The organism is Methylobacillus methanolivorans (assembly GCF_044751345.1).
In the GTDB taxonomy this organism is placed as follows: Bacteria; Pseudomonadota; Gammaproteobacteria; order Burkholderiales; family Methylophilaceae; genus Methylobacillus; species Methylobacillus methanolivorans.
Genome location: NZ_JBIWXY010000001.1, coordinates 140,114 through 167,106 on the forward strand (window position 1 = coordinate 140,114; position 26,993 = coordinate 167,106).

Below are 26,993 nucleotides of genomic sequence, written 5' to 3' on the forward strand. Positions count from 1 at the left end.
AGGAGCTTTTCATGTTCGGGTTCAATGCAGGTGTTAATGCCTATGCAAGGGTTGGAGTCGAAACTGGGGTGGTGGCTGCTAGTCCTACCCGATTGGTTGTGATGTTGTATGAGGGAGCGATTACGGCATGCAATCTTGCGATCAAGCATATTCGCGAGCAGGATTATGCAAGTAAGAGCGCTGACTTGACCAAGGCTATTTCCATTATTGAGAATGGACTGCGGGCCAGCCTAGACAAGAAGGCAGGTGGGGAGATTGCCAATAGCCTGGATTCCTTGTACGCATATATGGGCAATCGTTTGTATATTGCCAATAGCCAAAGCGATATTGCCGTGGTAGAAGAGGTGCTAAGATTACTCAATGAGCTGAATGAGGCTTGGTCTGAGCTTGCGAGTCAACCACCCTCTGCAAACCCGGTTCAAAATACTTCACCACAAAACCAACATGGTCTGGAAAAGGCATATTCATGAGTACCCAGCACACTTTGTCTTTATATGCAGCGGTAGCCGATATTACGGACCAAATGCTGGCAGCTGCCCAGCAACATGATTGGGAAAAACTTGCCACGCTTGAGGCTGAGTGTGCTGCTCGTATCAAGCGAGCGGATGAGGATACTTGTGCTGAACCCTTACGTGAGCCTGAGCAAAAGCTCAAGTTTTCACATCTCAAACGCATCCTAGACGCTGATCGACAAATTCGCAATATCATTGATCCATGGATGGTGCGTCTCTCTGATATTCTGACCAACAACACTGCAAATCGGCAGATGTTCGATACCTATAAGCAGTTGATACGGCCTGGCAGATGATTATCAAGCAATCTCCTGATCCCGCTGATGCTGTTGCGCCCCTTAGCCGGGTAGCGCCAGTGCAGGCGGTGGAGGAGATTGCCAATACCGTTCAAGACCTTAATTTCCGCATTGCCCAACTGGTCAAGGGGCAAAATTATTTTGGCCAGGTCATGAGCCGCTTGCAGCCAGGGGTCTTTCAGGTCAATGTGCAGGGCAATACCTTCAAGATGGAACTCGGGCAGCAGGCAACCATAGGCCAGCAAATGTTGCTGCGTTTTGTGGGAGATAGCCCGGTTCCCACGTTTCGTTTACTGAGTCAGCAAGCCGGGCAGTTAGAACCCTCAAGGCTACCAGCCAATACTGTATTACAGGCCCTGCCTTTACCCTTACCTACTGCTGATAATGGCGTATCTACTGCCCTCAGTAGCGGTGCGCGTATCCTGAGCCAACAACTGGCGCAGGCCGCCAATGGCGAAACTTCCAAGACCTTGACTAGCCAGCAAGTCGTGACGCATGCGCCACAAAACCCTCGCATCGTTGCACAGGACATTCAGCGTGCATTCACCAGTTCTGGCTTGTTCTATGAATCCCATCTGGAAAAATTTACGGCGGGCAAACTGTCCTTGGCTAGTCTATTGCAGGAGCCACAGAATCAGCCGAATACCGTGGCTGAGGCCATGATCAACAAGCAAATTGCTGTGCTGGAAAATCAACGTGTGCATTGGCAGGGGGAGGTCTGGCCCGGGCAGAAGATGGATTGGCAGGTACAGTTGCACGAAGGAGAGGTCAACCCAGACGAGCATAGCACGCATGATGATGCCGCTGACGATAGGCCAATATCCAGTAATGTGAAGCTGGAGCTACCTAGCTTGGGCAGTGTGAGTGCGAATATTGTCCTGCATGCCGGGCATCTACGCGTTCGTATCGCCGCTGCCGATCAGGTTTCCATGAAGCGCTTGCAATCTGGGCTGCCGGCCCTGGCTAATGCATTGACAAGCCATGGACAGGCGCTGGATGCATTGACGGTGGTGCATGATGAATGATCCAGTCTTGCAACAGCAGGCGGTGGCGCTCGCCTATGAATCCGGTGACTTTGCTCCGCGCGTGGTGGCCAAGGGTAAGGGCATTATTGCGGAGCAGATCATTGCCAAGGCTAAGGAGCATGAGGTCTTCGTTCATGAGTCCAGGGAGCTGCTTGCGCTACTGATGCAGGTAGATCTGGATGACCACATTCCACCTGCACTGTATCAGGCGATTGCGGAGATATTGGCTTGGCTTTATCGCTTGGAGCACGGCGAAGATGCTCCCGCTCCCAATCTATTGCTCAGGCCCGAAGTTGATTGACGTTTATTGGTAGTCTAACGGTTGGAGTAAAACGTTTTGGGATATGTTGTATTCGTCTCAAAAAGTGTGGTTTACACCTGCATATTCATGATGTCCTGATAGGCTGATACCAATCGGTTGCGCACCTGTATTGTGGCTTGTAATGAAATGTTGGCTTTTTGCCCCGCAACCATCACATCAGATAAGCTCACCTTGTCATCTCCCATGGCAAAGCTTTTTCCCAACTCTTCTGCTTTTACCTGTGCTTGGTTAACCTGATTAATCGAAGACTTCAGGACTTCAGAGAAATCCACGCGGTTGGTGGATTGTGTTTTCTGCGCCATGTTGGTGCCAGTGGCACCTTGCACTACATCTGCGGCATTGGGCTTTTGTGCAGCTGCCTTGAGCTGCGCCATCATGGCTTCTATTCTGCCGGAATCTATCGCTGAAGTTTTCATGGAAATCTCCTGAATTGCTTATGCCCTTGCGGACTTATTTCAACATGGCAGCAGCTTATCATTGGCCTTGCTACCTCTTTGATGGGAATAAGGCGATAAAACCCAGCTTATTTTCCTGATTAAATTTGCCAGCGCATCGTGATAATGGCATCGCAGTGATAAAGCGGTGACCGTAGGATGAATGGCACCTGGGCATCGCGGATGCTGCGCAACTAGTTATTTTGCCATCGCATGGGAGAAGTATTATGGCAGCAGCCAACGAAGCGGCCTTGGCCGCGGACACCACCACCGAAGCACCAGCACGAGGCGCGTTCAACTTCAAGTCACTCTTGGAGAACAAGTTGCTGCTGGCCCTGGGTGCGGCTGCCGTGATTGCCTTGATGGTGGTGTTCTGGCTTTGGAGTCAGAAACCTGAATACCGCGTATTGTTCTCTAGCTATTCCGATAAGGACGGTGGTGCAATTGTTGCGGCGCTGGAGCAGATGAATGTGCCCTACAAGATTGCTGATGGAGGCAGCGCTATATTGGTACCTGCCAATAATGTGCATGACATCCGACTCAAACTTGCTGCACAAGGTTTGCCCAAGGGTGGCAATATTGGCTTTGAATTACTGGAAAACCAGAAATTTGGTGTTTCGCAGTTTGTCGAGCAAGTGAATTTCCAGCGCGGCCTGGAAGGTGAGCTTGAGCGAACCATTCAGTCTATCGGGACTGTGCAGGCAGCACGTATTCATTTGGCGATGCCTAAGCCAACTGTATTTACACGTGATCAACTCAAACCAACGGCATCCGTGATGCTGAATCTGCACCCTGGTCGCACGCTTGATCAGCGTCAGGTGAGTGCAATCGTACACTTGGTCGCGAGTAGTGTTCCTGATTTGCCAACATCGAATGTCACCGTGGTTGACCAGAATGGCAACCTACTTTCTGGCAACGGCAGGGATACCGGTGCCAATAATCAGCTTGATCCTACGCAGCTGAAATATGTAGACGAGTTGCAGCAAAACATCGTGCGCCGTGTTGAATCTATTATTGCACCACTGGTAGGTGCCAAGAACGTGCATGCTGAAGCGAGTGCGGAGGTGGATTTCTCCGTGGTGGAGCAAGCGGCTGAAATCTACAAACCCAATCCGGCACCCGAGAGTGCTGCCATCCGCAGTAGTCAGAGCAACGAATCGCAAACCCTGCCAGGGCAAGGCGTGGGTGGTGTGCCGGGCGCATTGACTAATCAGCCTCCCGCGCCAGCGACCGCACCTATTGTTGCACCAGGTGCGGGCCCGACGACCACGACCAATGCCAATGTAGTGACTACTACCACGACAACACCTCCAGGCACTACCGTCACCACGCCCATCATGAATTCGGAGCGGAATACCACGACCAATTATGAGGTGGATAAGACCGTGCGTTACCAGCAGCAGCCCATGGGAGGGGTCAAGCGCTTGACGGTGGCTGTGGTGGTCAACCATAAGCAGGTAGTGGATGCCCAGGGTAAGGTGACGACACGGCCATTGACTGATGACGAGAAAAACCAGATTAGTGACCTTGCCAAGCAAGCCATGGGCTTTAACCAGGAGCGTGGCGATTCATTGAGTGTGGTGAATAGCTCCTTCATGCCCGAATTGACTGAGGTGTTCCCGGAAGTGCCATTGTGGAAAGACCCGGAAAACATTGATATGGCCAAGGAGTGGTTGAAGAACGGCTTGGTCTTGCTGGTGCTATTCATGCTGTATCGTCGCTTCTTGCGTCCTTTATTGCGTAAGCTTTCGCCTGAAGATGAAAAGAAGGGCGAACTTGCCAAACTGGATGAAGAAGATCAGGATGCCATTGTCAGCTTATCTGCTGGCGAGGGTGGTATCGCTGGGGCTAGCACTGAGGCGGACGAGGCTAGAAGCCCCGCAGAGCGTAGCTATAAAAAGAATCTAGAAGCTGCACGCCAGCTTGCAAAGGAAAATCCCAAGGTCGTGGCCAGCATTGTGACAAACTGGGTGAATGGCAATGAGTGATAACGGCGTAGTCAAAAGTGCAGTGTTGATGCTTGCCTTGGGCGAGGACGAGGCTGCCGAGGTTATGAAGTATCTGGGCCCGCGTGAGGTGCAAAAACTCGGTACCGCCATGGCATCGATGAAATCCATCGGGCATGAGCAGGTTGAATCGGTCTTGGTTTCGTTCTTGGAGGAGGCTGATAAGAATACAGCGATAGGCCTTGATTCTGACGAATATATCCGTTCGGTACTGACCAAGGCGTTGGGGGATGACAAAGCATCAGGCCTGCTGAACCGTATCCTGCAAACGCGCGATTCCAGTGGTATTGAGAGCTTGAAGTGGATGGATGCGCAGACAGTAGCTGAGTTTATCAAGAATGAGCATCCGCAAATTATCGCGACTATCTTGGTGCATTTGGAGCCGGATCAGGCAGCGGAAATCCTGGGTTATTTCACTGAACGTCTGCGTCAGGATGCCATGCTGCGGATTGCCACCTTGGATGGTATCAAGCCTACGGCATTACGTGAGCTGAATGATGTGCTGACCAAGCTGCTCAGCGGCAATGAAAGTATCAAGAAACAACAGATCGGCGGTGTAAAAGCGGCCGCTGAAATCATGAATTACATGAGTGGCGACAATGAGGCTAATCTGATGGATGGCTTCAAGAGTTATGACAGTGATATGGCTCAGCGCATCATGGATGAAATGTTTGTCTTCGATAATATTATGGAAATTGATGACAAGGGTATCCAGATCATGCTGCGTGAAGTGCAGTCTGAAACATTGATTGTGGCCCTCAAGGGAACCACAGACGAATTGCGCGACAAGATATTCCGCAATATGTCCAGTCGTGCGGCTGAAATGATGAAGGAAGACCTGGAAAGCAAGGGGCCAGTCAGGTTGTCAGAAGTGGAAACCCAGCAAAAACAAATACTACAAATTGTTCGCAGATTGGCCGACGAAGGCCAGATCGTACTAGGCGGCAAGGGTGAGGATGCTTATGTCTGATGTGATGATTCCTAAAGAGAAGCAAACCGCGTATCAGCGCTGGGAAATGGCTTCTTTTGCTGAAGAGTCATCGCGGCAATCGCCATCTGCTAGTGTGCGCCCTGCGCCACAAGTGGAACAGGAGAGCGAGGAGAAAAAACAAGCCCGCTTGGAAGCAGAGCTGGAGCAGGCTAGGCGTGAGGGCTACAAAATTGGGCTGCAGCAGGGCTTTGGCACTGGCATTGCGGATGCTGCTGCTCAAGTGCAGCAAGACCGGGAGCGGCTCAATGCTGTGTTGTCCAGCATGGAAGATGCACTCAAGACTGCCAATGAAGCTATTTCAGAACAGTTGCTCGCCTTGGCACTAGATATTGCCAAAGCCATGGTCAAGGATAGATTAAAGGTAGACCCCGCTGTTATTCTGCCTATCGTGCAGGAATCTATTCATTACTTGCCTGTAGTACAGAAGCCTGCTCGCTTAATTGTGCATCCTGACGATGTGGCCGTGGTGAAGAAATACCTGCAAGAGGATATGGCGGACAGCAACTGGCAGATTCAGGAAGATGTCAGCCTGGAGCGCGGTGGTTGCATGGTGGAGACTGGGGATAACCAGATTGATGCCAGCAATGGTACGCGTTGGAAGCGTATTTGCGATGCCTTGGCCCAGCATAGTGACTGGATAGAGCACCATGAGTAGCGCGCTCCTGCATCAACAAGGCTGGAAAGAGTATCTCAATGATTGCAGCGAGATACTGGAGATCGTCGAGTCGTTAGAAGTTTCTGGGCGTATCACCAAATTGACAGGGTTGGTGATGGAGGCCGTCGGCATCAAATTGCCGATAGGTAGTGCTTGTTATGTTCCCTTGGCAGAAGGGCGTCGGGTCGAGGCAGAGGTGGTTGGTTTTGATGGCGGTCGCATGCTGCTGATGCCACAAAGTGGCGTAGAAGGTGTGACACCAGGTGCAAAGGTGTTTGCGCTGGAGGTGGCTGAGGCCTTGCCCAAGCCTAACCAGGCCAAACACCCACGCCGTCGCGCCATTGATCGTGCAAGGCATTTACCTGTGGGTGAAGCTTTGCTGGGTCGCGTAGTTGATGCTGCGGGGCGTCCGTTGGATGAGCTGGGGCCACTCAATAGTGAAAATAGCGTGCCACTCAATACACGCCCGCTCAACCCCTTGTCGCGTGCACCTATCGAGGATGTCCTGGATGTTGGCGTGCGGGCTATCAATAGCATGTTGACTGTTGGCCGTGGTCAACGTATGGGCTTATTTGCTGGTTCTGGCGTGGGTAAGAGCGTGCTGTTGGGAATGATGGCGCGCTATACCACGGCAGATGTGATTGTTGTCGGCTTGATCGGCGAGCGTGGCCGTGAAGTAAAAGAATTTATTGAGCAGATTCTCGGGCCTGAAGGGCTTGCCCGCTCTGTTGTTGTTGCTGCACCTGCTGATGTCCCGGCGTTGATGAGGTTGCAGGGTGCGAGCTATGCAACGGCAATTGCCGAGTATTTCCGCAATGAGGGCAAGGATGTGTTGTTGATCATGGATTCCTTGACTCGCTATGCCATGGCGCAGCGCGAAATCGCCTTGGCGATCGGCGAGCCACCCGCTACCAAGGGCTATCCGCCTTCAGTGTTTGCTAAGCTTCCCGCCTTGGTGGAGCGCGCTGGCAATGGTAAGCCGGGTGAAGGGTCGATAACCGCGTTTTATACCGTGCTAACCGAAGGTGATGACCAGCAAGACCCGATTGCTGATTCTGCGCGGGCGATTCTCGATGGGCACATTGTATTGAGCCGCAGCTTGGCCGAGAGTGGGCATTATCCAGCGATTGATATAGAGCAATCGATCAGTCGGGCCATGCATAACATTACTTCGCCTGAGCACCAGAAAAACGCACGTAAGCTCAAGCAGTTGAATTCCCGCTATACCCGCAATCAGGATTTGATCAACGTGGGTGCCTACGAAAGCGGGAGTGACCCGGTGCTGGATGAAGCCATCATGCGACATGAGGCGATTGAGGCTTTCTTGCAACAGGATATCAAGGAATCTGCACACTGGACGGCCAGCGTCAATGATCTGGCGATGTTAGTGGGAGGCGTTAGTTAATGAGCAAGCCAGAGGGGAGATGGCATGTCTAAGCAAAAACGGGTGGTGTTGACTACCTTGCAGGGATTGGCCGAAAAAGACGTTGATGTGGCTGCTGATCGTCTGGGGGAAGCCAACCGGCAATTGGCTGAGTCAGAAAAAAGCTTGAGTCTGTTGATGCAATACCGGGCTGATTATGTCAGCCAGCGTGACCAGGCCATGACCAATGGCATGACAGCAGAGATTTACCAGAACTATCAAAGTTTTCTCGGCAAGCTGTCACAAGCGATCGTGAGCCAGACCGAGAATGTGGAGCGTTTGCGCCAAGTACACCATCTGCGTAAACAAGAATGGCAAGAATGCCAGAAGAAGAAGATGTCTTATGACGTGCTGATTGATCGTGCCGATAAGCGTGAAAATGCGATTGAACTCAAGCGCGATCAAAAGATGATGGATGAGCATGCCATGCGTGTGAGCCGTAACCAGAGTAGACAATAAGTAGGAGCTTCCAGCATGCAGAATATTCCAGTACCCAGCCAGGCGGCGATTCTCAATAATACGGCAGCCAGTGCTACTGCTGCTAAGGCAGCAAAGTCTAGCAGCACTGCCAATGAAGGCCCGGCTTTCAAGGATGTGCTTGCGAAGCAGGTGCAGGCCGAGGTGAAACAGGTAGGCAACACCGAGCATGCAATGCAGAAGCAGCGCATGCTATTGCAACTAAAGTTGGGGGCTGAGTCGCAGCCAGAGGTTGATCCTGAATTGCTACCGGCTGAGCTGATAGTGGATCCAAAGCTGGTACAGGAAGAGGTGCTATCTGTAGCCGATACCGATAAAGAGCTTCTCCCAGCGCAGGATGCTGCGTTGATTACGCAGGAGCCAGCGCCCGTAGCGACGGATCCGCAACCGATAGCCGCAGCGGTGACACCTGATGTGCAGCGCAGGCCCGCCGTGGAAGTAGCTGAGGAGCTTGAGCAGTTGGGTGCGCAGCGTGCACCCCTAGAGTGGCAGGGCAAGGATAAGCCTGCTGCTGATGTTGAGCTGGACGTTGATAAAACTGCGATGTCCACAGCCGCCTCTATTGCAAAGACGCCTGCCAACGATGAACAATCCACGCTGTTTGCTGATGCCTTGGAGCAAATGCAACAACAGGCACAAGTTACCGTGGCAGCTCCTTTGCAACAGCCGCAGCAAGCCCAGCAGGCTGCAGCTGCTATGGATGTGCGCGGTAATCTAGTGCCTACACCTTTTGGGCAGCCAGGGTGGAATCAGGCAATTGGCCAGAAGGTGGTCTGGATGGCCGCTGGTGGCGAGCAGACCGCTTCACTGACATTGAACCCACCTGATCTCGGTCCCTTGCAGGTGGTGATTCATGTGCATAACAATCAGGCAGATACCACTTTCCTTTCTGACCAGGCTGATGTACGTCGTGCGCTGGAAGATGGCATGGATAACTTACGCCAGATGATGAGCGAATCAGGCCTGCAATTAGGGCAAGCCAATGTGCGTTCAGGACAGCAAGAGGCGCAGCAACAAGCTACCGGCATGAATCGTGCGAATGCAGGTGCCCAGGGGAATGAAGCTGAGACGGTGCTAGCCAAGGCTGCCAAGGTGATGGGCTTGGTAGATACCTTCGCCTAATAGGCATTCATTTTCTGCGATAGCGGTATTGCCCATGGCCTTGTCATGATCTGACTGGTGCCGTGAGTTGCCGGGAGCACATTATCCTGGCAGTGGTCGTTTTTCCCATCTCGCTCCTCTTTATCCGCGGCTATCCATGGATTTGGCGTAATTTCCTCCTTCTATTTCCTGCATGCTATTCTGGCAAATCTTTCATAATATTTCATAACCAGTAGTAGAACGGCGATAAGGATTGCAGATGGCACAAGAAGTCACAAAAGAAGTTCAGCCGCAAAAATCAAAAAAAGGCCTGATCCTCATAGCGGTAGGGGCTGTCTTGGTATTGGCGTTGGGTGGCGGTGCTGCCTATTGGTATTTCAGCCAGAAATCCCATGGCGAGCATGAAGCCAAGCCTAAAGAAGAAAAGGTTGAGGTCAAAGACCCTGTATTCGTCAAATTGGAGACTTTTACTGTCAATCTTCAGCCAGACCCCGATGCACAATATCTGCAAGTCGATTTAACCGTGCAGGTGGAAGACCAAGCGCAGGCGGACAGTATCACTAAGCATATGCCCAGTGTGCGTAACCGTCTCCTCATGTTGCTGAGTGGCAAGAAACCGTCTGAGTTGCTGACCAGTGAAGGAAAGCAGGCACTGACCAAGGAAATCATCAATCAGCTTTCTCAGCCATTCACCAAAGGCGCTAAGCCTTTGGTGATCAATGATGTGTTTTTCACTTCGTTTGTGATTCAGTAACTATCCATGAGTACAGGCAATCATGGCGGATAATTTTCTCTCTCAGGAAGAAGTCGATGCACTGCTCAGGGGCGTAAGTAATGAGCAGGAAGATGACACGCCTGCCGTTGACCCTGCTGGCGTACGTAACTACAACCTGGCTACCCAGGAGCGTATTGTCCGTGGGCGCATGCCGACATTGGAAATTATCAATGAGCGGTTTGCGCGCCTGTTGCGTATAGGCCTGTTCAATTTCCTTCGTCGTACCACTGAGGTCTCGGTAGGCCCAGTCAAGATATCCAAATATAGCGAATTCATCCGTAACCTGGTTGTGCCGACCAATCTTAATCTGGTGCAGATGAAGCCATTGCGTGGCACAGCGCTGATGGTGTTTGATCCTACGCTGGTGTTCCTGATCGTGGATAACCTGTTTGGTGGCGATGGACGTTTTCATACCCGCGTTGAGGGACGTGATTTCACCCAGACCGAGCAACGTATCATCCAGAAGGTATTGGCGATTGTTTTCGAGACATATGCTAAATCCTGGGAACCAGTCTACAAGCTGGATTTCGAGTATATCCGCTCTGAGATGAACACCCAGTTTGCCAATATCGCCACACCGAATGAAGTCGTGGTATCGACTACTTTCAATATCGAGTTGGGTGCCTCCAATGGAGAAATCCATTTCTGTTTCCCTTACTCGATGATAGAGCCGATCCGCGATGTGCTGACTTCACCACTACAGGGCGAATCGCTGGGGGTTGATAAACGTTGGGTGCGGCTCATGACGCAGCAGATACAAAGTGCCGAGGTGATGTTGATTGCCGATTTGGCGAAGGCGAGCATGACATTGGGCGATATCCTCAATATGAAGATAGGCGATGTCATTCCGCTATCGATTTCCGAGGAGGTCGAGGCCAAAGTGGATAATGTGCCGGTAATGCAGTGTAAATATGGCGTGTTCAACGGTCAGTATGCATTGCGAGTAGAGAAATTGCTGCGATCAAATTCCAGCGAATATGTAAAAGGAGAGGTATCCGATGGCGATTGATCCCAATGAAGAACAGTTGATGGATGACTGGGGTGCTGCCATGGCAGAGCAAAGCCAGGCAGAAGAAAGCGATGTCTCGGCATTATTGGGTGGAAAGACCGAACAGGCGCCTGTATTTACCGAGTTTTCTGCCAAGAGCAAGCTGCATGAAACCCAGAATGATATCGACTTCATCCTGGACATCCCTGTGCAGCTTACTGTTGAGCTTGGTCGTACCAAGATTGCAATTAAGAACCTGTTGCAGCTTGCTCAAGGCTCGGTGGTTGAGCTGGATGGCTTGGCTGGGGAGCCCATGGATGTATTGGTGAACGGTTGCCTGATTGCCCAGGGCGAGGTGGTGGTTGTGAATGACAAATTTGGCATCCGCTTGACGGATATCATCACGCCCGCGGAACGTATCCGTAAAATCAACAAGTAATCGAGCTGGGTTTTGATGAATAAGATAAAAAGCACCATGGCCTCTAGGATTGCCTTGTCTAGCATATCGCTGAGTCCTGCGCTGGCTTTTGCAGCGGCAGAAGAAGTATCCACGACCGGCAGCCTGCTGCGCATGGTGTTGGGCCTAGCATTGGTGCTGGGCGTTATGGTGGCCGTTGCCTGGTTGATGAAGCGCATGACGCCTGGGCTTAAGCAGCAGTCTGTGGTGCGCATTGTCGGTGGCGTGAGTGTGGGCAGCCGTGAGCGAGTCGTTGTTGTTGAAGTCGCCGGGCGTTGGCTGGTACTCGGTGTAGCACCAGGTCAGGTCACTAGCCTGGCTGATCTTGAACCTGGAGAAGAAATTCCAATCATCGCGCCTGTCGCTCACCAAGCGAGCGTGCCGTTTTCAGCTTGGCTGAATAAGTCCCTGAACAGAAAGCCTTGATTGCCATGCATGCACGTTATCTCACGATTCTTCTGTGCGCGGTGATTTTGGGCCTGCCATTACTTGGTCACGCGGCAGAGCCTGGCGGCTTAAGCCTGATCAATAGCCAGCCCGCTGCTGGTGGTGGCCAGAATTATTCCCTCAGCATCCAGACCCTGATCCTGCTGACTTCGCTGTCTTTCCTGCCAGCGGCCTTGCTCATGATGACAGGGTTTACCCGGATCATTATTGTCCTGTCATTGCTACGCCAAGCATTGGGTACACAATCCTCGCCACCTAACCAAGTGCTGGTGGGGTTGGCGCTATTCCTGACCTTTTTCGTGATGGGGCCGGTATTCGAGCGCATTTATACCGAGGCTTATCAGCCATTTGACGAAGAACGTATCACCATGCAGGAAGCCATGGTGCGTGGCTCTATTCCGCTTAAGGAATTCATGCTCAAGCAAACACGCGAGTCCGACTTGGCCTTATTTTTCAAGATGTCGCGTACTGATGCGGTTGCTACACCTGAAGAGGTTCCCTTGCGTGTCCTAGTGCCGGCATTCGTCACTAGCGAGTTGAAAACAGCATTCCAGATCGGCTTTGCGATTTTTATTCCCTTCCTGATTATCGATATGGTGGTTGCCAGTATTTTGATGTCGATGGGGATGATGATGGTATCACCCGCTATCGTGGCTTTGCCGTTCAAGCTGATGCTATTTGTGCTGGTTGATGGTTGGCAATTACTACTGGGGTCGCTGGCCCAAAGCTTTTATTAGGGGTACAAGATGAGCATGAGTCCAGAGCAGGTGATGACCATAGGTCGCCAGGCAGCAGAGGTGTTGTTGATGATGGCGGGACCTATATTGCTGGTGGTGTTGGCAATAGGCTTGCTCGTGAGCATTTTTCAGGCTGCGACGCAGATCAATGAAACCACGTTGACCTTCATCCCTAAGTTATTGGGTGTATTTGCTACATTGCTGATCGCCGGGCCATGGATGCTGTCGGTATTCACTGATTATCTCAGGGCTGTGTTCACCAGTATTCCGACCTTGGCTGGATAATTGAACCTTCATGGTAACAGTCACAAGCGAATTCCTGCAGGTATGGGTGGCTACGCTGATGTGGCCGCTGACGCGCATTCTCGCCTTTATCGCTATCGCTCCCATATTCAATCATCGGGCACTGCCAAATAATATCAAGCTCGGCTTTGGCCTAGTGTTGACCGTTGCGGTGATCCCTGCCATTCCTGATATTCCGCCTGTCTCGGTATTTTCCATGAGCGGCTTGCTGATCCTCATGCAACAGATCCTCATCGGGATGGCGATGGGGTTTAGCCTGCGCATCATTTTCTCCGCCGTGGAGCTTGCTGGACATGCTGCCGGGATGACGATGGGGCTAGGCTTTGCCATGTTTTATGATCCGCAGACACAAGGGCAGAGCACTGCCATTGGTCAGTTCCTGGTGGTATTGTCGATGTTGATTTTCTTGAGCATCAACGGCCATCTAGTCGTGATTTCCACTTTGTTGGAAAGCTTTTCCACCTTCCCTATCACGGCAGAGCCCAATTTTGGGCTGAATCCCTATAAAATCGCTTTATGGGGAGGCAAGATATTCAGTGCCGGGTTATTGATTTCATTACCTATCATCACGGCATTGCTATTGGCCAACTTGGCGCTTGGGATATTGACGCGAACTGCGCCACAGCTCAACCTGTTCGGGATAGGTTTCCCGATCACCATCGCGTTGGGTTTCTTGCTGATGATGCTGGCATTGCCTTACATGATGCAGCCCATACAGAGACTGATGCATGAGAGCATGAGCTTCATGCAGGAAATAGCTAATCCTGTGATGACAGCAGGGCCTCAGACACAATAGAAAAATGCAATCTGAAAGTGGAATGGTATGACACAAGACCAGGCATATATCGGCCGCCAGCCCATTATGAACGCCAAGCAAGAGATCGTGGCCTACGAGTTGTTCTTCCGCCATAGTGCCGAGGCAACGACGGCGGTCTATGAAAACAGCTTGCAGGCCTGTAACCGGGTGTTGGTGAACACGATCAGCGATATGGGCACATTGTGGCTGCTGGGCGACAAGCTGGCTTTTCTCAATATTAGTGAGGAAATGCTGCATAGTGAGCTACTGGAATTGCTTCCTCCCACCAAGACCGTACTTGAGTTAGAGGCGTTCGTTGCGCCAAACGCAGCAGTGCTTGAGCGCTGCGAGTTCCTGCGCAAGCGTGGTTACCGGATTGCCCTCAAGGACAAGGGCGAGTCCCTAGTTGGGTCTGCACTGATTGATTATGCTGATTACGTGAAGATCGATATCCTGGCCTACACCATGGATGAAGTGGCAAGGAGGTTCCTCGAGTACCAGATACTTGGTGTTACTGTAGTGGCAGAAAGGGTTGAGCATCATCATCAATACGATGCATGTCACAATATTGGCTTTCCCTTGATTCAAGGCTTCTACTTCGCCCATACAGAAACCTTTACGGCCAAGGTCATTAATCCAGCATTTTCAGCTGTGTTGGACCTCCTCAACATGATCAGCCGCGATGCAGATATGCGTGAAGTGGAACATGGGTTCAAGCGAGATGCAGCACTTTCTTTCAAGCTATTGCGTTACATCAATTCGGTGGGTTTTGGCTTGTCCTGCGAAATCCAATCCCTTCGTCATGCCCTGACAATTATCGGCACCAAGCAGCTGTATCGCTGGTTAACCTTGTTGATGATCACTGCGGGGGAAAATTCCGCAGCACCGGCACTTATGAAAACCTCTATCACGCGCGGTCGTCTGACAGAGTTGCTGGGCGAGGGCTACTTCGACAAGACCGGGCGCGACAATCTGTTCGTCACTGGTGTATTTTCCATGCTGGACTTGATGCTGGAAATGCCCATGGACCGTGTGCTGGAGAAAATTGATCTGCCAGATGCGACTCAAGATGCGTTGTTGCATCGAGAGGGGATTTATGGGCCATTCCTGCAGCTGGCAGAGGCCTGTGAAAACCAGGATAACAATCGCATTATTGCATTGGCAGAAAGCCTGCAACTTGACCCGAACAAGGTCAATGATGCCCACATTGCTGCCTTGGCGTGGGTGGAAGCGCTCGGGGTCTAGTCTTTTACATGCATCAACTAAAAAGCCGGCACATGCCGGCTTTTTAGTTGATGCATGATAGTGATGATGATTTTTGATTTGCCCTAGGTGCATTTGACGGGCAATATTTAGCACACTTGAAAGTGTTGTATCCAGACGGACCTGGGCATCGTACCCAAACTCCGATTAGCCTGGAGTAGACTCATTGGAGAGGAAGTAAAGAATGCGATTCTGGTTGATTGTCATATGCTTGTATTGCCAGCCAATTTGGGCCGCGGGCTTGGATTTCAAGATGATTACCTTGCAGCATCGCTTTCCGCAGGACATTCTGCCTGCAGTGCAACAACTCATAGGATCTGAAGGTTCAGTGACGGCGATAGACCATCACTTGGTTGTCCGAGCCAGCAGCGAAAAAATGGAGATGGTTGAGGCTTTGGTGGAGCGGTTGGATACTGTCCAGCGTAATGTGCGGATCACTGTTCGCCATGATGAATCTGTGGCGCAGCGTGAACGCTCAATAGGTGTGGATGGTAGTGTGCGTCATGGGAATGCTGAATTTGGTGTGAATGATGCTCATGGTTCACGCGAGGGTTTGCGCTTCGATGTGGACGATAATTTGGCGCTGAGTCAGCGCCGTGGAGAGCAATTCCTCACTGTGCTGGATGGTGAGCGGGCTTTCATCCAAGTGGGGCAGGTCGTGCCTTTTACTCAGCAATGGATATTCTTGACGGCACAATATGCCAATGTGCAACAGACAACAGAGTTTTATGAAGTTACCACGGGGTTTGCCGTTAGGCCGAGATACATTGGGAATGACGTGGAGGTGGAAATTACCCCCCGTATCGCAAGGCTCAACACCTCCGGGGTGATTGATTTTGAACAGTTATCGACTACTGTGCGTACGCCACGTGGGCAATGGCTTGATATTGGTGGTGTCATGCAGGCGCGCGATGAAGTGAGTCGTGCAATCCTCTCGCAAAACCAATATGGCGAAGGAAAGAACAGTCGTTTGCAAATCAAGGTGGATTAAAAAGATTTACTGCTTGTTTTTTTGTTCAAAAAATAGCGAAAGTTTGTGCTAAATAAGGCTGGTAGCCAAAAAACAGTGGTATTTTTTATCGAAAATGGTAGAATTTTTGGCACTCGGTTGGTTTAAAGGCTTACCGTACTGGTTTTAAAAAATTTATTGTCTACACTACATCTTAAGGGATAAAAAATGACACGTTCCGCTCTGCTTGCCGCTCTGCTCGCACTTGCTTTGACTGCTTGCGGTCAAAAGGAAGAGGCTCCTGCTGAAGCTCCTGCTGTTGAAGAAGCTGCTCCTGCTGTTGAAGAAGCACCAGCTGAAGCTCCTGCAGCTGAAGAAGCTGCTCCTGCTGAAGCTCCAGCAGAAGAAGCACCAGCTGCTCCTGCAGAAGAAGCTAAGTAATTGATAGGCTGGCTTCTATGCCAGCTTCAATTATCTAGATCAAAAAGCCAGCATTGCTGGCTTTTTGTTTTTGTATTGCCCATTTTTTAAAATCTATTTGATTTCCCGCCAGTCGAACCCTTCTGCTTGGCTGGCAATACCAATCCAGTGTTCTTCACAGTTGAGTGTGCGGCTTAATGCGGCATTGACCAGTGCTGGCTGATTGTTTTTCTCGCTCAAGTGCGCTGCCACAATGTGCTGTAGTTTGCGATTGTCCAGCTTGCCCAATAGACTCGCTGCACTCTCATTATCCAAATGTCCTAGACGACTGCCTACCCGTTGTTTCAAAGAGCGTATATAAGGTCCATTACGCAGCATGTCGAGATCATGGTTGCATTCCAGTACTAAGGAGTCACAAGCGTTCAATATCGCTTCAATATGGGGCGTGGTTGTGCCAACGTCAGTCAGTACGCCGAGCTTGTGTCGACCATTTTTAAAAACGTACTGTACTGGTTCGCGCGCATCGTGTGGCACCGGGTACGGCTGGATATGCAGGTCGCCAATGTTGAATGGTTGATGACTGTCGATGATATGTAGCTCAAACCCTTGATCCTTGGGGATGAGCTTCTGGCTCATGACATAAGTCCCATAGGTGAGCCAAACCGGGATGCGATATTTGTTCGCGAGTTTGAATACGCCATTGGTATGGTCATCGTGCTCATGTGTGACGAGAATGCCAGCTATGTCGTTGGCTTGTAGGCCTAGCCTGGCGAGGCGGTATAGGGTGTCTTTGAGCCCAAAGCCACAATCCAGCAACAAGCGGGTGGAGGATTGCTCTATGATCAGGCCATTGCCTGCACTGCCGCTACCAAGTGAGGCGAATCGCATATCAGGGAAAGCAGGTTAGATATCTGTTGTCGCATGGATAGAGAATGCGACAACAGATAAAGGTCATATTACTTGAGTTGCTCGAACAGCAGGTTGATGATGCGGTTTGCTGTGGAGGTGCGCTCGCGATTGCCATCCTTGTCGGTGATGGTGATGACCGAGTTATTGCTACTGGAACTTTCTACCTTGACTTGGTATTGGTTTTCACCAGATTTACGCTTCTTGTTGCCATCCTTGTCGGTTTTGTCATCACCCCAGAATTTCAGGCTTTCCAGCAGGCCTTTCTTTTCCTTTGGTGCTTCATCAATGTCATTGTCGGTATAGCGTACATAGAACACGCCGTTGGAGCGGTCGCGATCTTCGACAACGAAGCCAACACGGTCCAGCGCCAACCCTACACGGCGCCATGCACGATCAAACGCGTCGTTGGTGCTCAGGCTGAGGGTGCCATCACTTTCCTTGTTTATGGTGGCACGTAGCTCAGGAGATGCATTGGCGATGATGGTGCGGGATTTCTTTTCCTCAACGCCCAGGCGTACCATCAGCCTGCGTAACAATTCGGCATCGATGTCTTCTGCCATGGCGCGGGATTCATCAGCACCCGTGCGTTTGGTCTTGGTAGGCGCGTAGCCCATCTCGACTTCACCTGCAATAGTACGCACCTTGACCTTGCCATCATCAGGCACATTGCTGACAGCACGATGGCTCATATAGATTTCGGTGGTACCTTGTTCAACGCCACGGTCAATACGGGTGCGGAACTTCTGGCGATTTTGCAGGCTGTTCAGCTTGTCTAACCAGCCCTGGAATTTTTCCAGATAGGATTTATCGCCAATATCCAGCGAACTAGGATCTACCCATTCTGTTTCTATGACGCCAGTTTGCGCGTTTTCCACTTGTACAGCAAAGCCAAGGTCAGTCCAGAACTCGCGAATAACGGGCCATACTTTTTCTGGTGCGGCATTCACGACCAGCCAGCGTTGTGCGCCAGCTCGTTCCATGCGTACGCCATCAGCATTTGGCAGCACCTTGTCCTGCTCGTTTTCTAGCTGACCGTTTTTATTCAGCGACTGGCTGTAATCAGAATAGTTGGTCGCGGCACCAGGAATGGCATAAGCATCACTAGCCGAGATGTTGGTCAGGTCAGGAGGGACTTCCAGCGGGCGCGAGCGGCCTGCCGCCTTGTAGTCTGAGCTGGTATCAATAAACGGAATGGAGCATCCGCTAATGGTGAGTAATGTAGCCAGTAAAACAGGTTTGATTGTGAATCGATTCATGGTTTCTCTTGACTGATAACTGAGGCATCAAATTGCAGCTTGCTTCATGGCGCTGCGTAATGTGTCATGGAATTGGGATGATAGTGGCACGAGTGGCAAGCGAATGCCACTTTGAATCAAGCCCATCTGTTGCAATACCCACTTAACAGGGATAGGGTTGGCTTCGACAAACAGCTTTTGATGCAAGGCAAACAGCTTGGCATTAGCTTCGCGAGCGGCCTTAATGTCGCCTGTTTGTGCTGCAGCACACATGTCATGCATCAGCTTGGGGGCTGCATTTGCAGTGACGGAGATTACACCGTGTCCACCCAGTAACAGTAGCGCCAAGCTGCTGGCATCGTCGCCGCTGTAAATGGCGAAGTCAGCAGGTGTACGCAGGATCAGGTCGGTACCACGCTCAATATTGCCTGTGGCATCTTTGATGCCGACAATGTTCTTGATAGCGGCAAGGCGCAGCACGGTGTCGTTCTGCAAGTCGCAACTGGTACGGCCTGGTACGTTGTACAGTATTTGTGGGATATCGACGGCTTCGGCGATGGCACGAAAATGCTGGAAGAGGCCTTCCTGCGTAGGCTTGTTGTAATAAGGGGCAACAAGCAGGCAAGCATCTGCGCCAAGTTCTTTTGCCTTGCGGGTGAGGGCAATCGCTTCGCTGGTCGAGTTGGCTCCTGTGCCAGCGATGACCGGAATCCGGCCTGCACTGTGCTCTACGGTGGTTTTGATCAGCAGGGCGTGTTCATCGAAGTCGACCGTGGGGGATTCGCCAGTGGTGCCCACGACTACAATGCCATCGGACTTTTGTGCGATGTGGAAATCGATAAGTGAACGTAGCGCCTGGATATCCAGGCTACCATCGTCATGCATAGGGGTGACGATGGCAACGAGACTGCCTTGCAGCATGGTTATACGACCTGATAATGATTAAACCTGCTCATTTTAACTGAAACTACGCGGATAATAATATGATTTTATGCCTGTTCATGGCTGTAAATCATTGTGAGGATTGAGGTAGCATGCCCAAGGGGTTGTGATGTAGTCGTGAGTTCTTTAGCTGTCGTTTGTTATGTGGGAGAGCATATCTATGATGCTGCTGACAATCAGATCGGTTCGAGCAAAACGGTGATGGCCGCCACCAGGCAAAATGAGCCGGGCTTTACCCGAGAAGTTTGTCACACTTTCCATGAAGGGAATCAGTTCATCACCCTGTTCATGCAGCACAGTCACCCTGCTGGGTTTGCCTGCAAATCGGTATGCTGCATACTTGGCTAGGTGCTCCTGAGTGAGCCAGCCTTGCGCTTTGGTATAAAAGTTTTCCACCTTGCCGATATAGCGTTGCAGGCTGGTTTCAGGATGTATGCATGGATTAATCAGCAGGCAAGGTTGCCCATAGTGGCGGGCGAGCTGGTAAGCCCAGAAGCCACCGAGGGATGATCCTGTGAGCAAAACGCCTTGGCCTAGTAGTGGCTGGATAATTTTCTCAAGTTGCGCGTAGGAGATATCTGGATCCCAGGTGTTGTATTCGGGGATGATGATGTGAGGGAAATGCTCTCGCAGAAGTGATGATTTCTCACTTGCCGGGCTGGAGTTGAAGCCCGGCATATAGACAATATTCAAGTGCGCTCCGGTGATCGTGGTTACGGCTACAATCCCAATAAGTTGGGCAGATCGGCGACAGAGTCTAGCACTATATCCGGTTGTACTGATGAGGAGGCAAAGTATTCCTCGCGGAATTTGCCTGTGCGCACTAGCACGCCACGTATGCCCGCTTTTTGTGCGCCGCCGATATCGGAGTCAATATCGTCGCCAATGACCAGCACCTCGGAGGCTGGGAGCTTGAGGTCTGCCAAGGCGATCTGGAAGAACGCGCTTGCGGGCTTTCCGATGATCATGGCTTCTACACCAGAGGCATATTCCAGGCCATTGATGAATCCACCTATATCCATTTGCAAGCCGGTTTCCGTTTGCCAAAAGCGATTTTTGTGAATGGCGATCAGCTTTGCCCCATTTTTCAGGCAATTGAATACTTCGTTCATGATCTCGTAGGTCCAGGCGTTGCCAATATCCCCGACGACAATGTATTCAGCTTGCGTATTGGATTGACGAAAGTGCGAGAAATCCTTCTTGACGTCATCCGCTAACAAGAAGCGGCACAGTGGGTGGCCAAGTTGTTCCAGATATTTCAATGCGGCCTCGGGGGCGCTGATGATTTCCTCTTGCGCTACGTAAAACCCCATGCTCAGAATCTTCTGGTGCAGGGAGTAGCGAGACAGCGTGCTGGTGTTGGTGACAAAGCGACAGCTGATGCCACGCACTCTCAGCAAGTCTACTGTTTCTATGGCACCGGGAATGGGGCTGTTACCGGTATGCAGTACGCCATCCAGGTCGAAGAGGACGGCATTGACGGATGAAGTGTCCATATTGATAAGCTCCTTGGATGTTAGGTCATATCAAGCAAGGCTTGTGCCGTATTACAAAAACAAACGGAGGCCTAAGCCTCCGTTCAAGTGCAATCATTTAAGGGACTGTCTAGCGTTTAAGATCGGCTTCCCAGGCGTTGCCATAAACTTTGCCGTTGCGCGACAGGATCACCATCTGGTACATGCTGGTAAACCACATGAAGGTAGAGGCAACGCTGTAGCCAATGCCGCCAATAATCGTGAGCCAGGCAAAGCCTGGGTTGAGCTTAGTCAGCCACCATGACAATACGTCGAGGATCAGGAACGCAAACGGGAAGGCAATGGCGAGAATTTTCAATATGCGAGGTACGTTAACAGCAAAGCTGAAAATGAACGCCATCATAAAAAAGATAAAGCAGATGCCAAACAAGTGAATGTGCGATACCCGGGTCAGGCTTTGTATCGTCGCACCTTCATTGACTGCGGAAACTTGCTTGACGCCTTCATAGGTTCTGTAGTCAGGAATGCCTGGAATCACGCTATGGCACATCACGCAGCGTTCTGCAAAAACAGCCTTGAAGTGGTTTTCCCACTGATCTTCTGGCGCACCACTGCGAACCCACTTGATGATATCCAGACGTACTTCGGCTGGTGCATGAGGCTTCATGGAGCCATTGAGCTTGCTTTCCAGCTTGCTACCACTACGATCACCGTAATAGCTATAGACAATATCATCCTTGGACAAACCTAGCTTGCCATCAGCCATGCCGTGAGTGAGCATGATCTGCAGGCCAGCCATGCATAGGCCAACACCGATGACCAATAGGTAGCCAATGAACAGTGTTTTGATGGAAGTGGGTAGGTTGGGTAGATTGAGCCAAGGCAGGCTGGAGGTTTCTTTCATGGCAGTCTCGTCTAGCGTTAAAAATACAAGCCCCGCAAGCATACCGCAATTTGCAAGATTTCACCTAGTATTGGTAGGGGTATTATCAATAAAAAAGCCTTGCTGATGAGGCAAGGCCTAAGGGTTAAGCTCAATGTGCTTATTAACTAGGTGTGGAATTTTCCCGCTCCTTGCGTGCGTTGAGGATACAGAAGCCTATCCAGTAGCTGATGACGATGATTGTCAGGATGATGGTGCCAATGGAGGCAATGCCCACCCATGAGCCAAATAGTACTTTTAACATGGTGATCTCCTCTTTAATAAACGTGACTGCAACTACCATTAACCATATTTTATTTATGGTTAATGGTACGCTTTTGCTGGGAAGAGTAAAGACCTTTTATTGAAAATGGTTAAAAGTTAGTATCTCTGAATTGTGAAGGTGTCTTGATTTGAGCGTGAAACATCAGCAATAATCAAACAGGAAGTGGCAATTGCGGATGCAGGCAAGTCTATTGGCTTGTTTGATAAGACAGAATAATTTAAGAAGAAAAGCCATCATGACGGATATGATTGAGAGTGCACCTGACGCTGGAAATGTGGAGTCAGAAAACATCAGTTTTGAGGAAATCAACCTGCATCCCGGCACTAGACTCCAGTTGCTGACCCATCGTGGGCATACGCCTACTCCGCACCTTTCCACTTTTATTGGCGTGGAAAGCAATGATTACTTGTTGTTACGCTTGCCCAAGTCACAGGGAACTTACCTGACTTTTTACGAGGGTGAGAAGATCACGGTGCGTGTTTTCTCCGGCACCATGATCAGTAGTTTTGATACAAGCGTCATTCAGACCATTTACCATCCTCTCAACTGTTTGTGCCTTTCCTTCCCTTATAGCATTCAAGTCAAGAAAATCCGCCGTGAAATGCGGATCAAGGTTGATATTGATGGCAAGCTTGGATTGGTTGATAGGAGCACAATACCAGTGAAGCTGACTAATATCAGTGCAACGGGATGTCAGATTGTGACAGAGCAGGAGGTTGGCAAGATTGACGATCAGTTGGCGTTGAATTTCAATTTGCCGCAATTAACTGAAGACGACACATCCAACATCACGCTCTTGGCCAAAGTTCGTAACATCACGAATGAGGGGGAGGGGGGGGCACCAAGCTTCCTGGTTGGAATGGAGTTTGTTGCCGTGGCCACCAATGTACAGCTGGTTGTGCGTCATTACGTGTATGAGCGTCTGGTGGATAGGCGGCAGAATCTTGTTTAAGGATTGCTGGCAGAGGTAAGCTGCTCTGCTTTGTGGCAATGCGTGCTGGTTAGTCCAATGAACTGCAGGTTTGGCAGAGCGGAAAAGCATGGCTGTTATTGGTGACTAAGCGAGCCTGCCTAGCTTACGGGTATAATCCCATGATCTATTCCTCTCATCCACCGCATGACTGAAATTGCACTGGTCGACCATATTGACGCTATCCTGCCACAGACACAATGTACTCAGTGTGGCTATGCTGGTTGTCGTCCTTATGCTGAGGCACTAGCGCGCGGGGATGCTGGAATTAATCAGTGTCCACCAGGTGGTGAGTCTGGGATTCATGCATTGGCGACATTGCTCAATCAACCTTACCAGCCACTCAATCCTGCGCATGGGGCGATACGCCCCAAAATGCTGGCGCTTATTGACGAAGCGATATGTATAGGCTGCACCTTGTGTATCAAGGCTTGCCCTGTCGATGCCATTCTCGGGGCGCATAAACAGATGCATACGGTGATTACGGCTGAATGTACGGGGTGCGAGTTGTGCGTAGCACCGTGCCCGGTCGATTGCATCAGTATGCAGCCACTCACAAATCAGGAGTGGGATTACACACAGCCGACCAGCCTTGCGCGCCAGGTAGCAGATAAGGCGCGCACCAGGTATCAGCATCGTTTGCAGCGCCTGGATAATATGCCGCTAAAACGTCCTCTGGCTGCAACTCGCATTGAGGCAGAGCAACCCTCAGTTAGCACTGTGGAAGCTAAGAAGGCAGCGCTGGCTGCTGCCATGGCGCGGGCACGTGCGCAACGTCAGGCAACAACGACATCATAAGAACATGAACGCAGAAAAACGCCAGGAACTGTTTCGCCGACTCAGTATTGCCATTCCCGAACCGACGACTGAGTTGGTTCATCACAGCACCTTTGAATTACTCATTGCGGTCATCCTGTCTGCTCAGGCGACGGATAAGGGCGTCAATATCGCCACTGCCAAGTTGTTCCCTGTCGCTAATACCCCACAAGCGATTCTTGATCTGGGTATTGAAGGGTTGGAAGGCTACATTAAGACCATCGGCCTGTATCGCAGCAAGGCTAAGAATGTCATGGCGACCTGCCGTTTGCTGGTAGACCTGCATGATGGGCAGGTGCCTGATACGCGGGCAGCATTGGAAAGCCTACCGGGGGTGGGCCGCAAAACTGCCAATGTCATTCTGAACACGGCATTTGGTCAACCTACCATTGCGGTGGATACGCATATCTTCCGCCTGGGAAACCGGATTGGCCTGGCACCTGGGAAAACGCCGCTAGAGGTGGAAAATAAGCTGATGAAAGCGGTACCGAAAGAGTATCTGCAAGATGCCCATCATTTGCTGATTTTGCATGGACGCTATGTCTGTGTCGCCCGTAAGCCTAAGTGTGGTGAGTGCGTGATCTACGATCTGTGTGAGTTCAAGGCCAAGTCTACCCCTGCTTCTGCAGCGGTGGAGGGCATGTGAAGGTTGGCACTGGGTTGGCGCAAGGCAGACATCCGACTGCCGAGCTTGCTACACAGGCCGTCAAGCAGGCATTGGATCAAGCTGGGCTGGAGATCGCCAATAGCGTACTGCTATTCCTGAGCGAAGATTTTGCCCCGGCCCCGCAGTCGGCATTACGTGCTGCTGCTGTGGCGGCAAGTACGACGCAGGTGAGTGGTTGTTCGGCACCAGGAATATTGACTCAGGACGATTGGGTGTTGGATGGGTCTGCCGCAGCAGCGCTAGTGTTGGGCGATGGCGCTGCGATTGTGCCGGCGAAAGAGCTGGATCATCGCCAATTACTAACGCTGGCAGCTCCCAATGCATTCAACTCCACTTGGCTTGCTGCACCTGGCCAGCGTTTTGGTGGCGTAGCAGGGGATGCTACTGGCTTGGGAGCATTCTCAGTGTGGGAGAGTGGTAAGGGTGTCTTGTCCACACATTGTGATTTAAGATTGGATGGCGTTACAGGTGCTGTGGCTGTGGCCCATGCCTTGCAACCTATTGGTGCTCCGCAACGTATTGAGCGGGTTGATCAACATGACTTGCTGGTAGTATCCGGTTTATCTGTTTTGCAGCAATCTGCATGGGCTAGCCTGGTTAATGCACTTGATCATGCTGGTATTGCGCATGATGCGGGCATCCCTTTTCATCGCGTGATGTTGATGTTGGCAGAAAGTGAGACGGCATTGGCACGAGATGAATATCAAGTGGTGGCTATCATCGGTGCGGATGCGCATGCCCAGACGGTAACGCTCGCACACGAAGTGACTCCAGGCAGTTGGTTCGCCTGGGCGATATTGGATCGTGAGGCTGCACAGCAGCGCCTGGCAGAGACGATTGTCTCGGTAGGAGGTAACTTGCATGACAAACCTGCGTTTGGATTGATGTTCTCCTGCCTGGCACGTGGGCCACATTTTTATGATGGCGTGGACGACGATATTGCATTGTTGAAGCGTTATTATCCTGGCATGCCGCTGATCGGTTTTTATGGCAATGGGGAAATTGCCCCCACTCCTGGCGGCAATGCGTTATGGCAGCACTCTGTGGTGCTGGGACTCTTTACTGCGGAAAATTGAATGATGAATACCCCATTAATGAATGCCACGACAAGTCACCGCTATCCCCGTGTGCTGTCTATCGCCGGGTCTGATAGCAGTGGCGGTGCTGGCATTCAGGCTGATCTCAAGACCTTTTCAGCGCTAGGGTGCTATGGTATGACGGCGATTACAGCCCTGACTGCACAAAACACCCAGGGTGTGCGTGCTATCCATAGCGTGCCAGCTGAGATGTTGCGCGACCAGATCGATGCCGTGGTTGAAGATATCGGTGTGGATGCGGTCAAGATTGGCATGCTGCATTCCCCTGAGGTCGTGATGACCGTGGCTGAGGCCTTGGATGCACATGGCCTCAAGCAAGTGGTGCTGGATCCGGTCATGGTAGCGGCAAATGGTGCCAAGTTGATTTCTGACGAAGCGATTGCCTTACTGGTACGTGAGCTGTTTCCGCGAGCGCTGGTAGTGACGCCCAACCTTGATGAAGCAGCATTGCTGTTGGAGCGCTCGCTGACAGCGACCGATGAACTGGAGCAGGCGGCTCATGAACTGCTGGGCCAGGGTGCGCGTGCTGTGCTACTCAAAGGTGGTCATCTCCCCGGGCACGATGTGCTGGATATCCTGGTGCAGGCAAATAGCGCAGGGCAAATTACCGAATTACATAAGCTACATTCTTTGCGTATTTCCACCCACAACTTGCATGGTACTGGCTGTACCTTATCGTCTGCCATTGCTGCCTATCTTGCACTTGGCTTCAATGTGCCAGATGCAGTACAGGCGGCACGCATTTATGTGCGCTCTGCCTTGTATGCGGGGTCTAACGTCAGGATGGGCGAAGGGGTTGGCCCGCTGAATCACGGCTTTGCGCCTCAGGCGATGAAAGTGTGGGAAGCCTGATGGCCTTGTTTAACCCCAGCCGTGATCAGGTGCGGCAATTCTTTTTTGATGCCTGGGCCAAGCTCCAGCAACAACAAGCCTTGAGCGAGATTGAGGCGATGGCGGTCGATGTGATGCAGGCTCATCCTGAATATCACCATGTATTGAATGCACCAGAGCGTTACCGTGATCAGTCTTATTTCCCAGAGATGGGTGAGACCAACCCCTTCTTGCACATGAGCTTGCATCTTTCCGTTTTGGAGCAGGTGTCTATCGATCAACCACCTGGTATCAAGGCTGCTTATCACAGCCTGTGGCGCCAGCATGGCGATGCAGTGGAGGCGCAACATGTACTCATGGAGTGCTTGGCTGAGGCTATCTGGCAGGCGCAACGCGGTGGTGCTGGCCTGGATGCACAAGCATATATTGATTCCATACAGGCTAAGGCAAGAGATTAGCCGCCAGG

34 protein-coding genes are annotated in these 26,993 nt (G+C 51.2%); 26 read left to right on the plus strand and 8 right to left on the minus strand.

Annotated features, from left to right (window positions below):
- Positions 1 to 11 precede the first annotated feature (11 nt).
- Genes fliS through ACIKP9_RS00715 form a run of 4 tightly spaced genes read left to right on the plus strand, consistent with a single transcriptional unit; the run spans position 12 to position 2,134 of the window.
- Entirely contained in the window at positions 12 to 470 is a 459-nt protein-coding gene (fliS, locus tag ACIKP9_RS00700; RefSeq protein WP_400877959.1) for a flagellar export chaperone FliS, read from the plus strand.
- The gene (locus tag ACIKP9_RS00705; RefSeq protein WP_400877962.1) at positions 467 to 808 is read left to right on the plus strand and encodes a flagellar protein FliT; all 342 of its coding nucleotides are present in this window, start codon (positions 467 to 469) and stop codon (positions 806 to 808) included. The genes fliS and ACIKP9_RS00705 overlap by 4 nt, the downstream gene beginning before the upstream one ends.
- Positions 805 to 1,833, plus strand: a complete 1,029-nt coding sequence (gene fliK, locus ACIKP9_RS00710; protein ID WP_400877965.1) for a flagellar hook-length control protein FliK — start codon at positions 805 to 807, stop codon at positions 1,831 to 1,833. The genes ACIKP9_RS00705 and fliK overlap by 4 nt, the downstream gene beginning before the upstream one ends.
- The gene (locus ACIKP9_RS00715; protein ID WP_400877968.1) at positions 1,823 to 2,134 is read left to right on the plus strand and encodes an EscU/YscU/HrcU family type III secretion system export apparatus switch protein; all 312 of its coding nucleotides are present in this window, start codon (positions 1,823 to 1,825) and stop codon (positions 2,132 to 2,134) included. Before fliK ends, ACIKP9_RS00715 begins: the two co-directional genes overlap by 11 nt.
- Before the next feature lie 71 nt (positions 2,135 to 2,205).
- On the opposite strand, the gene fliE is transcribed toward ACIKP9_RS00715, so the two are convergent.
- On the minus strand, positions 2,206 to 2,571 hold the full coding sequence (fliE, locus tag ACIKP9_RS00720) for a flagellar hook-basal body complex protein FliE (RefSeq protein WP_400877971.1): 366 nt from the start codon (positions 2,569 to 2,571) through the stop codon (positions 2,206 to 2,208).
- 245 nt (positions 2,572 to 2,816) lie between these two features.
- Between fliE and fliF the strand changes: the two genes are divergently transcribed.
- The 16 genes from fliF to ACIKP9_RS00800 all read left to right on the plus strand — a co-directional run bounded on the left by fliF (position 2,817) and on the right by ACIKP9_RS00800 (position 16,398).
- Positions 2,817 to 4,577: a flagellar basal-body MS-ring/collar protein FliF gene (gene fliF / locus ACIKP9_RS00725; RefSeq protein ID WP_400877973.1), complete on the plus strand. Its 1,761-nt coding sequence runs from the start codon at positions 2,817 to 2,819 to the stop codon at positions 4,575 to 4,577.
- Positions 4,570 to 5,565 (plus strand): flagellar motor switch protein FliG, encoded by a 996-nt coding sequence (gene fliG, locus ACIKP9_RS00730; protein WP_400877976.1) that lies wholly within the window; start codon positions 4,570 to 4,572, stop codon positions 5,563 to 5,565. The genes fliF and fliG overlap by 8 nt, the downstream gene beginning before the upstream one ends.
- Entirely contained in the window at positions 5,558 to 6,241 is a 684-nt protein-coding gene (locus ACIKP9_RS00735; protein ID WP_400877979.1) for a flagellar assembly protein FliH, read from the plus strand. The genes fliG and ACIKP9_RS00735 overlap by 8 nt, the downstream gene beginning before the upstream one ends.
- Positions 6,234 to 7,646, plus strand: coding sequence for a flagellar protein export ATPase FliI (gene fliI, locus ACIKP9_RS00740; protein WP_400877982.1), 1,413 nt, complete (start codon positions 6,234 to 6,236; stop codon positions 7,644 to 7,646). The genes ACIKP9_RS00735 and fliI overlap by 8 nt, the downstream gene beginning before the upstream one ends.
- Before the next feature lie 24 nt (positions 7,647 to 7,670).
- Complete coding sequence (gene fliJ / locus ACIKP9_RS00745; RefSeq protein WP_400877985.1) at positions 7,671 to 8,123, plus strand: flagellar export protein FliJ; 453 nt, start codon at positions 7,671 to 7,673, stop codon at positions 8,121 to 8,123.
- Positions 8,124 to 8,138: 15 nt separating this feature from the next.
- Positions 8,139 to 9,263, plus strand: coding sequence for a flagellar hook-length control protein FliK (locus tag ACIKP9_RS00750; RefSeq protein ID WP_400877988.1), 1,125 nt, complete (start codon positions 8,139 to 8,141; stop codon positions 9,261 to 9,263).
- Positions 9,264 to 9,501: 238 nt separating this feature from the next.
- On the plus strand, positions 9,502 to 9,996 hold the full coding sequence (gene fliL / locus ACIKP9_RS00755) for a flagellar basal body-associated protein FliL (protein WP_400877991.1): 495 nt from the start codon (positions 9,502 to 9,504) through the stop codon (positions 9,994 to 9,996).
- Between the two features lie 22 nt (positions 9,997 to 10,018).
- Positions 10,019 to 11,026 carry a flagellar motor switch protein FliM gene (gene fliM / locus ACIKP9_RS00760; protein WP_400877994.1) on the plus strand — a complete coding sequence of 336 codons (1,008 nt, stop codon included), beginning with the start codon at positions 10,019 to 10,021 and terminating at the stop codon, positions 11,024 to 11,026.
- A complete protein-coding gene (fliN, locus tag ACIKP9_RS00765; protein ID WP_400877997.1) occupies positions 11,016 to 11,444 on the plus strand; it encodes a flagellar motor switch protein FliN in 429 nt (142 codons plus the stop codon). Before fliM ends, fliN begins: the two co-directional genes overlap by 11 nt.
- Positions 11,445 to 11,459: 15 nt before the next feature.
- Positions 11,460 to 11,888, plus strand: coding sequence for a flagellar biosynthetic protein FliO (gene fliO / locus ACIKP9_RS00770; RefSeq protein WP_400878000.1), 429 nt, complete (start codon positions 11,460 to 11,462; stop codon positions 11,886 to 11,888).
- Between the two features lie 5 nt (positions 11,889 to 11,893).
- Positions 11,894 to 12,646: a flagellar type III secretion system pore protein FliP gene (fliP, locus tag ACIKP9_RS00775; protein WP_400878002.1), complete on the plus strand. Its 753-nt coding sequence runs from the start codon at positions 11,894 to 11,896 to the stop codon at positions 12,644 to 12,646.
- A 15-nt stretch (positions 12,647 to 12,661) separates the two neighbouring features.
- Positions 12,662 to 12,931, plus strand: a complete 270-nt coding sequence (fliQ, locus tag ACIKP9_RS00780) for a flagellar biosynthesis protein FliQ (RefSeq protein WP_400881814.1) — start codon at positions 12,662 to 12,664, stop codon at positions 12,929 to 12,931.
- A 10-nt stretch (positions 12,932 to 12,941) separates the two neighbouring features.
- Positions 12,942 to 13,745, plus strand: coding sequence for a flagellar biosynthetic protein FliR (fliR, locus tag ACIKP9_RS00785; protein WP_400878005.1), 804 nt, complete (start codon positions 12,942 to 12,944; stop codon positions 13,743 to 13,745).
- A 27-nt stretch (positions 13,746 to 13,772) separates the two neighbouring features.
- Positions 13,773 to 14,990 carry an EAL and HDOD domain-containing protein gene (locus tag ACIKP9_RS00790; protein WP_400878008.1) on the plus strand — a complete coding sequence of 406 codons (1,218 nt, stop codon included), beginning with the start codon at positions 13,773 to 13,775 and terminating at the stop codon, positions 14,988 to 14,990.
- Between the two features lie 271 nt (positions 14,991 to 15,261).
- Positions 15,262 to 15,999, plus strand: a complete 738-nt coding sequence (locus ACIKP9_RS00795; protein ID WP_400878010.1) for a secretin N-terminal domain-containing protein — start codon at positions 15,262 to 15,264, stop codon at positions 15,997 to 15,999.
- 186 nt (positions 16,000 to 16,185) lie between these two features.
- Positions 16,186 to 16,398 carry a hypothetical protein gene (locus ACIKP9_RS00800; RefSeq protein WP_400878013.1) on the plus strand — a complete coding sequence of 71 codons (213 nt, stop codon included), beginning with the start codon at positions 16,186 to 16,188 and terminating at the stop codon, positions 16,396 to 16,398.
- A gap of 93 nt (positions 16,399 to 16,491) precedes the next feature.
- On the opposite strand, the gene ACIKP9_RS00805 is transcribed toward ACIKP9_RS00800, so the two are convergent.
- From ACIKP9_RS00805 to ACIKP9_RS00835, 7 genes are all read right to left on the minus strand, one after another.
- Positions 16,492 to 17,265 (minus strand): MBL fold metallo-hydrolase, encoded by a 774-nt coding sequence (locus ACIKP9_RS00805; RefSeq protein WP_400878016.1) that lies wholly within the window; start codon positions 17,263 to 17,265, stop codon positions 16,492 to 16,494.
- A gap of 68 nt (positions 17,266 to 17,333) precedes the next feature.
- Positions 17,334 to 18,542 carry an outer membrane protein assembly factor BamC gene (gene bamC, locus ACIKP9_RS00810; protein ID WP_400878019.1) on the minus strand — a complete coding sequence of 403 codons (1,209 nt, stop codon included), beginning with the start codon at positions 18,540 to 18,542 and terminating at the stop codon, positions 17,334 to 17,336.
- A 27-nt stretch (positions 18,543 to 18,569) separates the two neighbouring features.
- Entirely contained in the window at positions 18,570 to 19,442 is an 873-nt protein-coding gene (gene dapA / locus ACIKP9_RS00815) for a 4-hydroxy-tetrahydrodipicolinate synthase (RefSeq protein WP_400878022.1), read from the minus strand.
- Positions 19,443 to 19,589: 147 nt separating this feature from the next.
- On the minus strand, positions 19,590 to 20,156 hold the full coding sequence (locus ACIKP9_RS00820) for a YqiA/YcfP family alpha/beta fold hydrolase (protein WP_400878025.1): 567 nt from the start codon (positions 20,154 to 20,156) through the stop codon (positions 19,590 to 19,592).
- 26 nt (positions 20,157 to 20,182) lie between these two features.
- Positions 20,183 to 20,959 (minus strand): TIGR01458 family HAD-type hydrolase, encoded by a 777-nt coding sequence (locus tag ACIKP9_RS00825; RefSeq protein WP_400878027.1) that lies wholly within the window; start codon positions 20,957 to 20,959, stop codon positions 20,183 to 20,185.
- 109 nt (positions 20,960 to 21,068) lie between these two features.
- Positions 21,069 to 21,842: an elongation factor-1 alpha gene (locus ACIKP9_RS00830; RefSeq protein WP_400878030.1), complete on the minus strand. Its 774-nt coding sequence runs from the start codon at positions 21,840 to 21,842 to the stop codon at positions 21,069 to 21,071.
- Between the two features lie 142 nt (positions 21,843 to 21,984).
- Entirely contained in the window at positions 21,985 to 22,125 is a 141-nt protein-coding gene (locus ACIKP9_RS00835; RefSeq protein ID WP_400878033.1) for a DUF3149 domain-containing protein, read from the minus strand.
- Positions 22,126 to 22,381: 256 nt separating this feature from the next.
- On the opposite strand from ACIKP9_RS00835, the gene ACIKP9_RS00840 reads away from it, so the two are divergent.
- The 6 genes from ACIKP9_RS00840 to ACIKP9_RS00865 all read left to right on the plus strand — a co-directional run bounded on the left by ACIKP9_RS00840 (position 22,382) and on the right by ACIKP9_RS00865 (position 26,985).
- Complete coding sequence (locus tag ACIKP9_RS00840; protein ID WP_400878035.1) at positions 22,382 to 23,098, plus strand: flagellar brake protein; 717 nt, start codon at positions 22,382 to 22,384, stop codon at positions 23,096 to 23,098.
- A 165-nt stretch (positions 23,099 to 23,263) separates the two neighbouring features.
- Complete coding sequence (gene rsxB / locus ACIKP9_RS00845; RefSeq protein ID WP_400878038.1) at positions 23,264 to 23,914, plus strand: electron transport complex subunit RsxB; 651 nt, start codon at positions 23,264 to 23,266, stop codon at positions 23,912 to 23,914.
- A 4-nt stretch (positions 23,915 to 23,918) separates the two neighbouring features.
- Complete coding sequence (nth, locus tag ACIKP9_RS00850) at positions 23,919 to 24,578, plus strand: endonuclease III (RefSeq protein WP_400878041.1); 660 nt, start codon at positions 23,919 to 23,921, stop codon at positions 24,576 to 24,578.
- The gene (locus ACIKP9_RS00855) at positions 24,575 to 25,675 is read left to right on the plus strand and encodes an FIST C-terminal domain-containing protein (protein WP_400878044.1); all 1,101 of its coding nucleotides are present in this window, start codon (positions 24,575 to 24,577) and stop codon (positions 25,673 to 25,675) included. The genes nth and ACIKP9_RS00855 overlap by 4 nt, the downstream gene beginning before the upstream one ends.
- A complete protein-coding gene (gene thiD, locus ACIKP9_RS00860) occupies positions 25,676 to 26,548 on the plus strand; it encodes a bifunctional hydroxymethylpyrimidine kinase/phosphomethylpyrimidine kinase (protein ID WP_400878047.1) in 873 nt (290 codons plus the stop codon).
- On the plus strand, positions 26,548 to 26,985 hold the full coding sequence (locus ACIKP9_RS00865) for a DUF1841 family protein (RefSeq protein ID WP_400878050.1): 438 nt from the start codon (positions 26,548 to 26,550) through the stop codon (positions 26,983 to 26,985). The genes thiD and ACIKP9_RS00865 overlap by 1 nt, the downstream gene beginning before the upstream one ends.
- Positions 26,986 to 26,993: the final 8 nt, after the last annotated feature.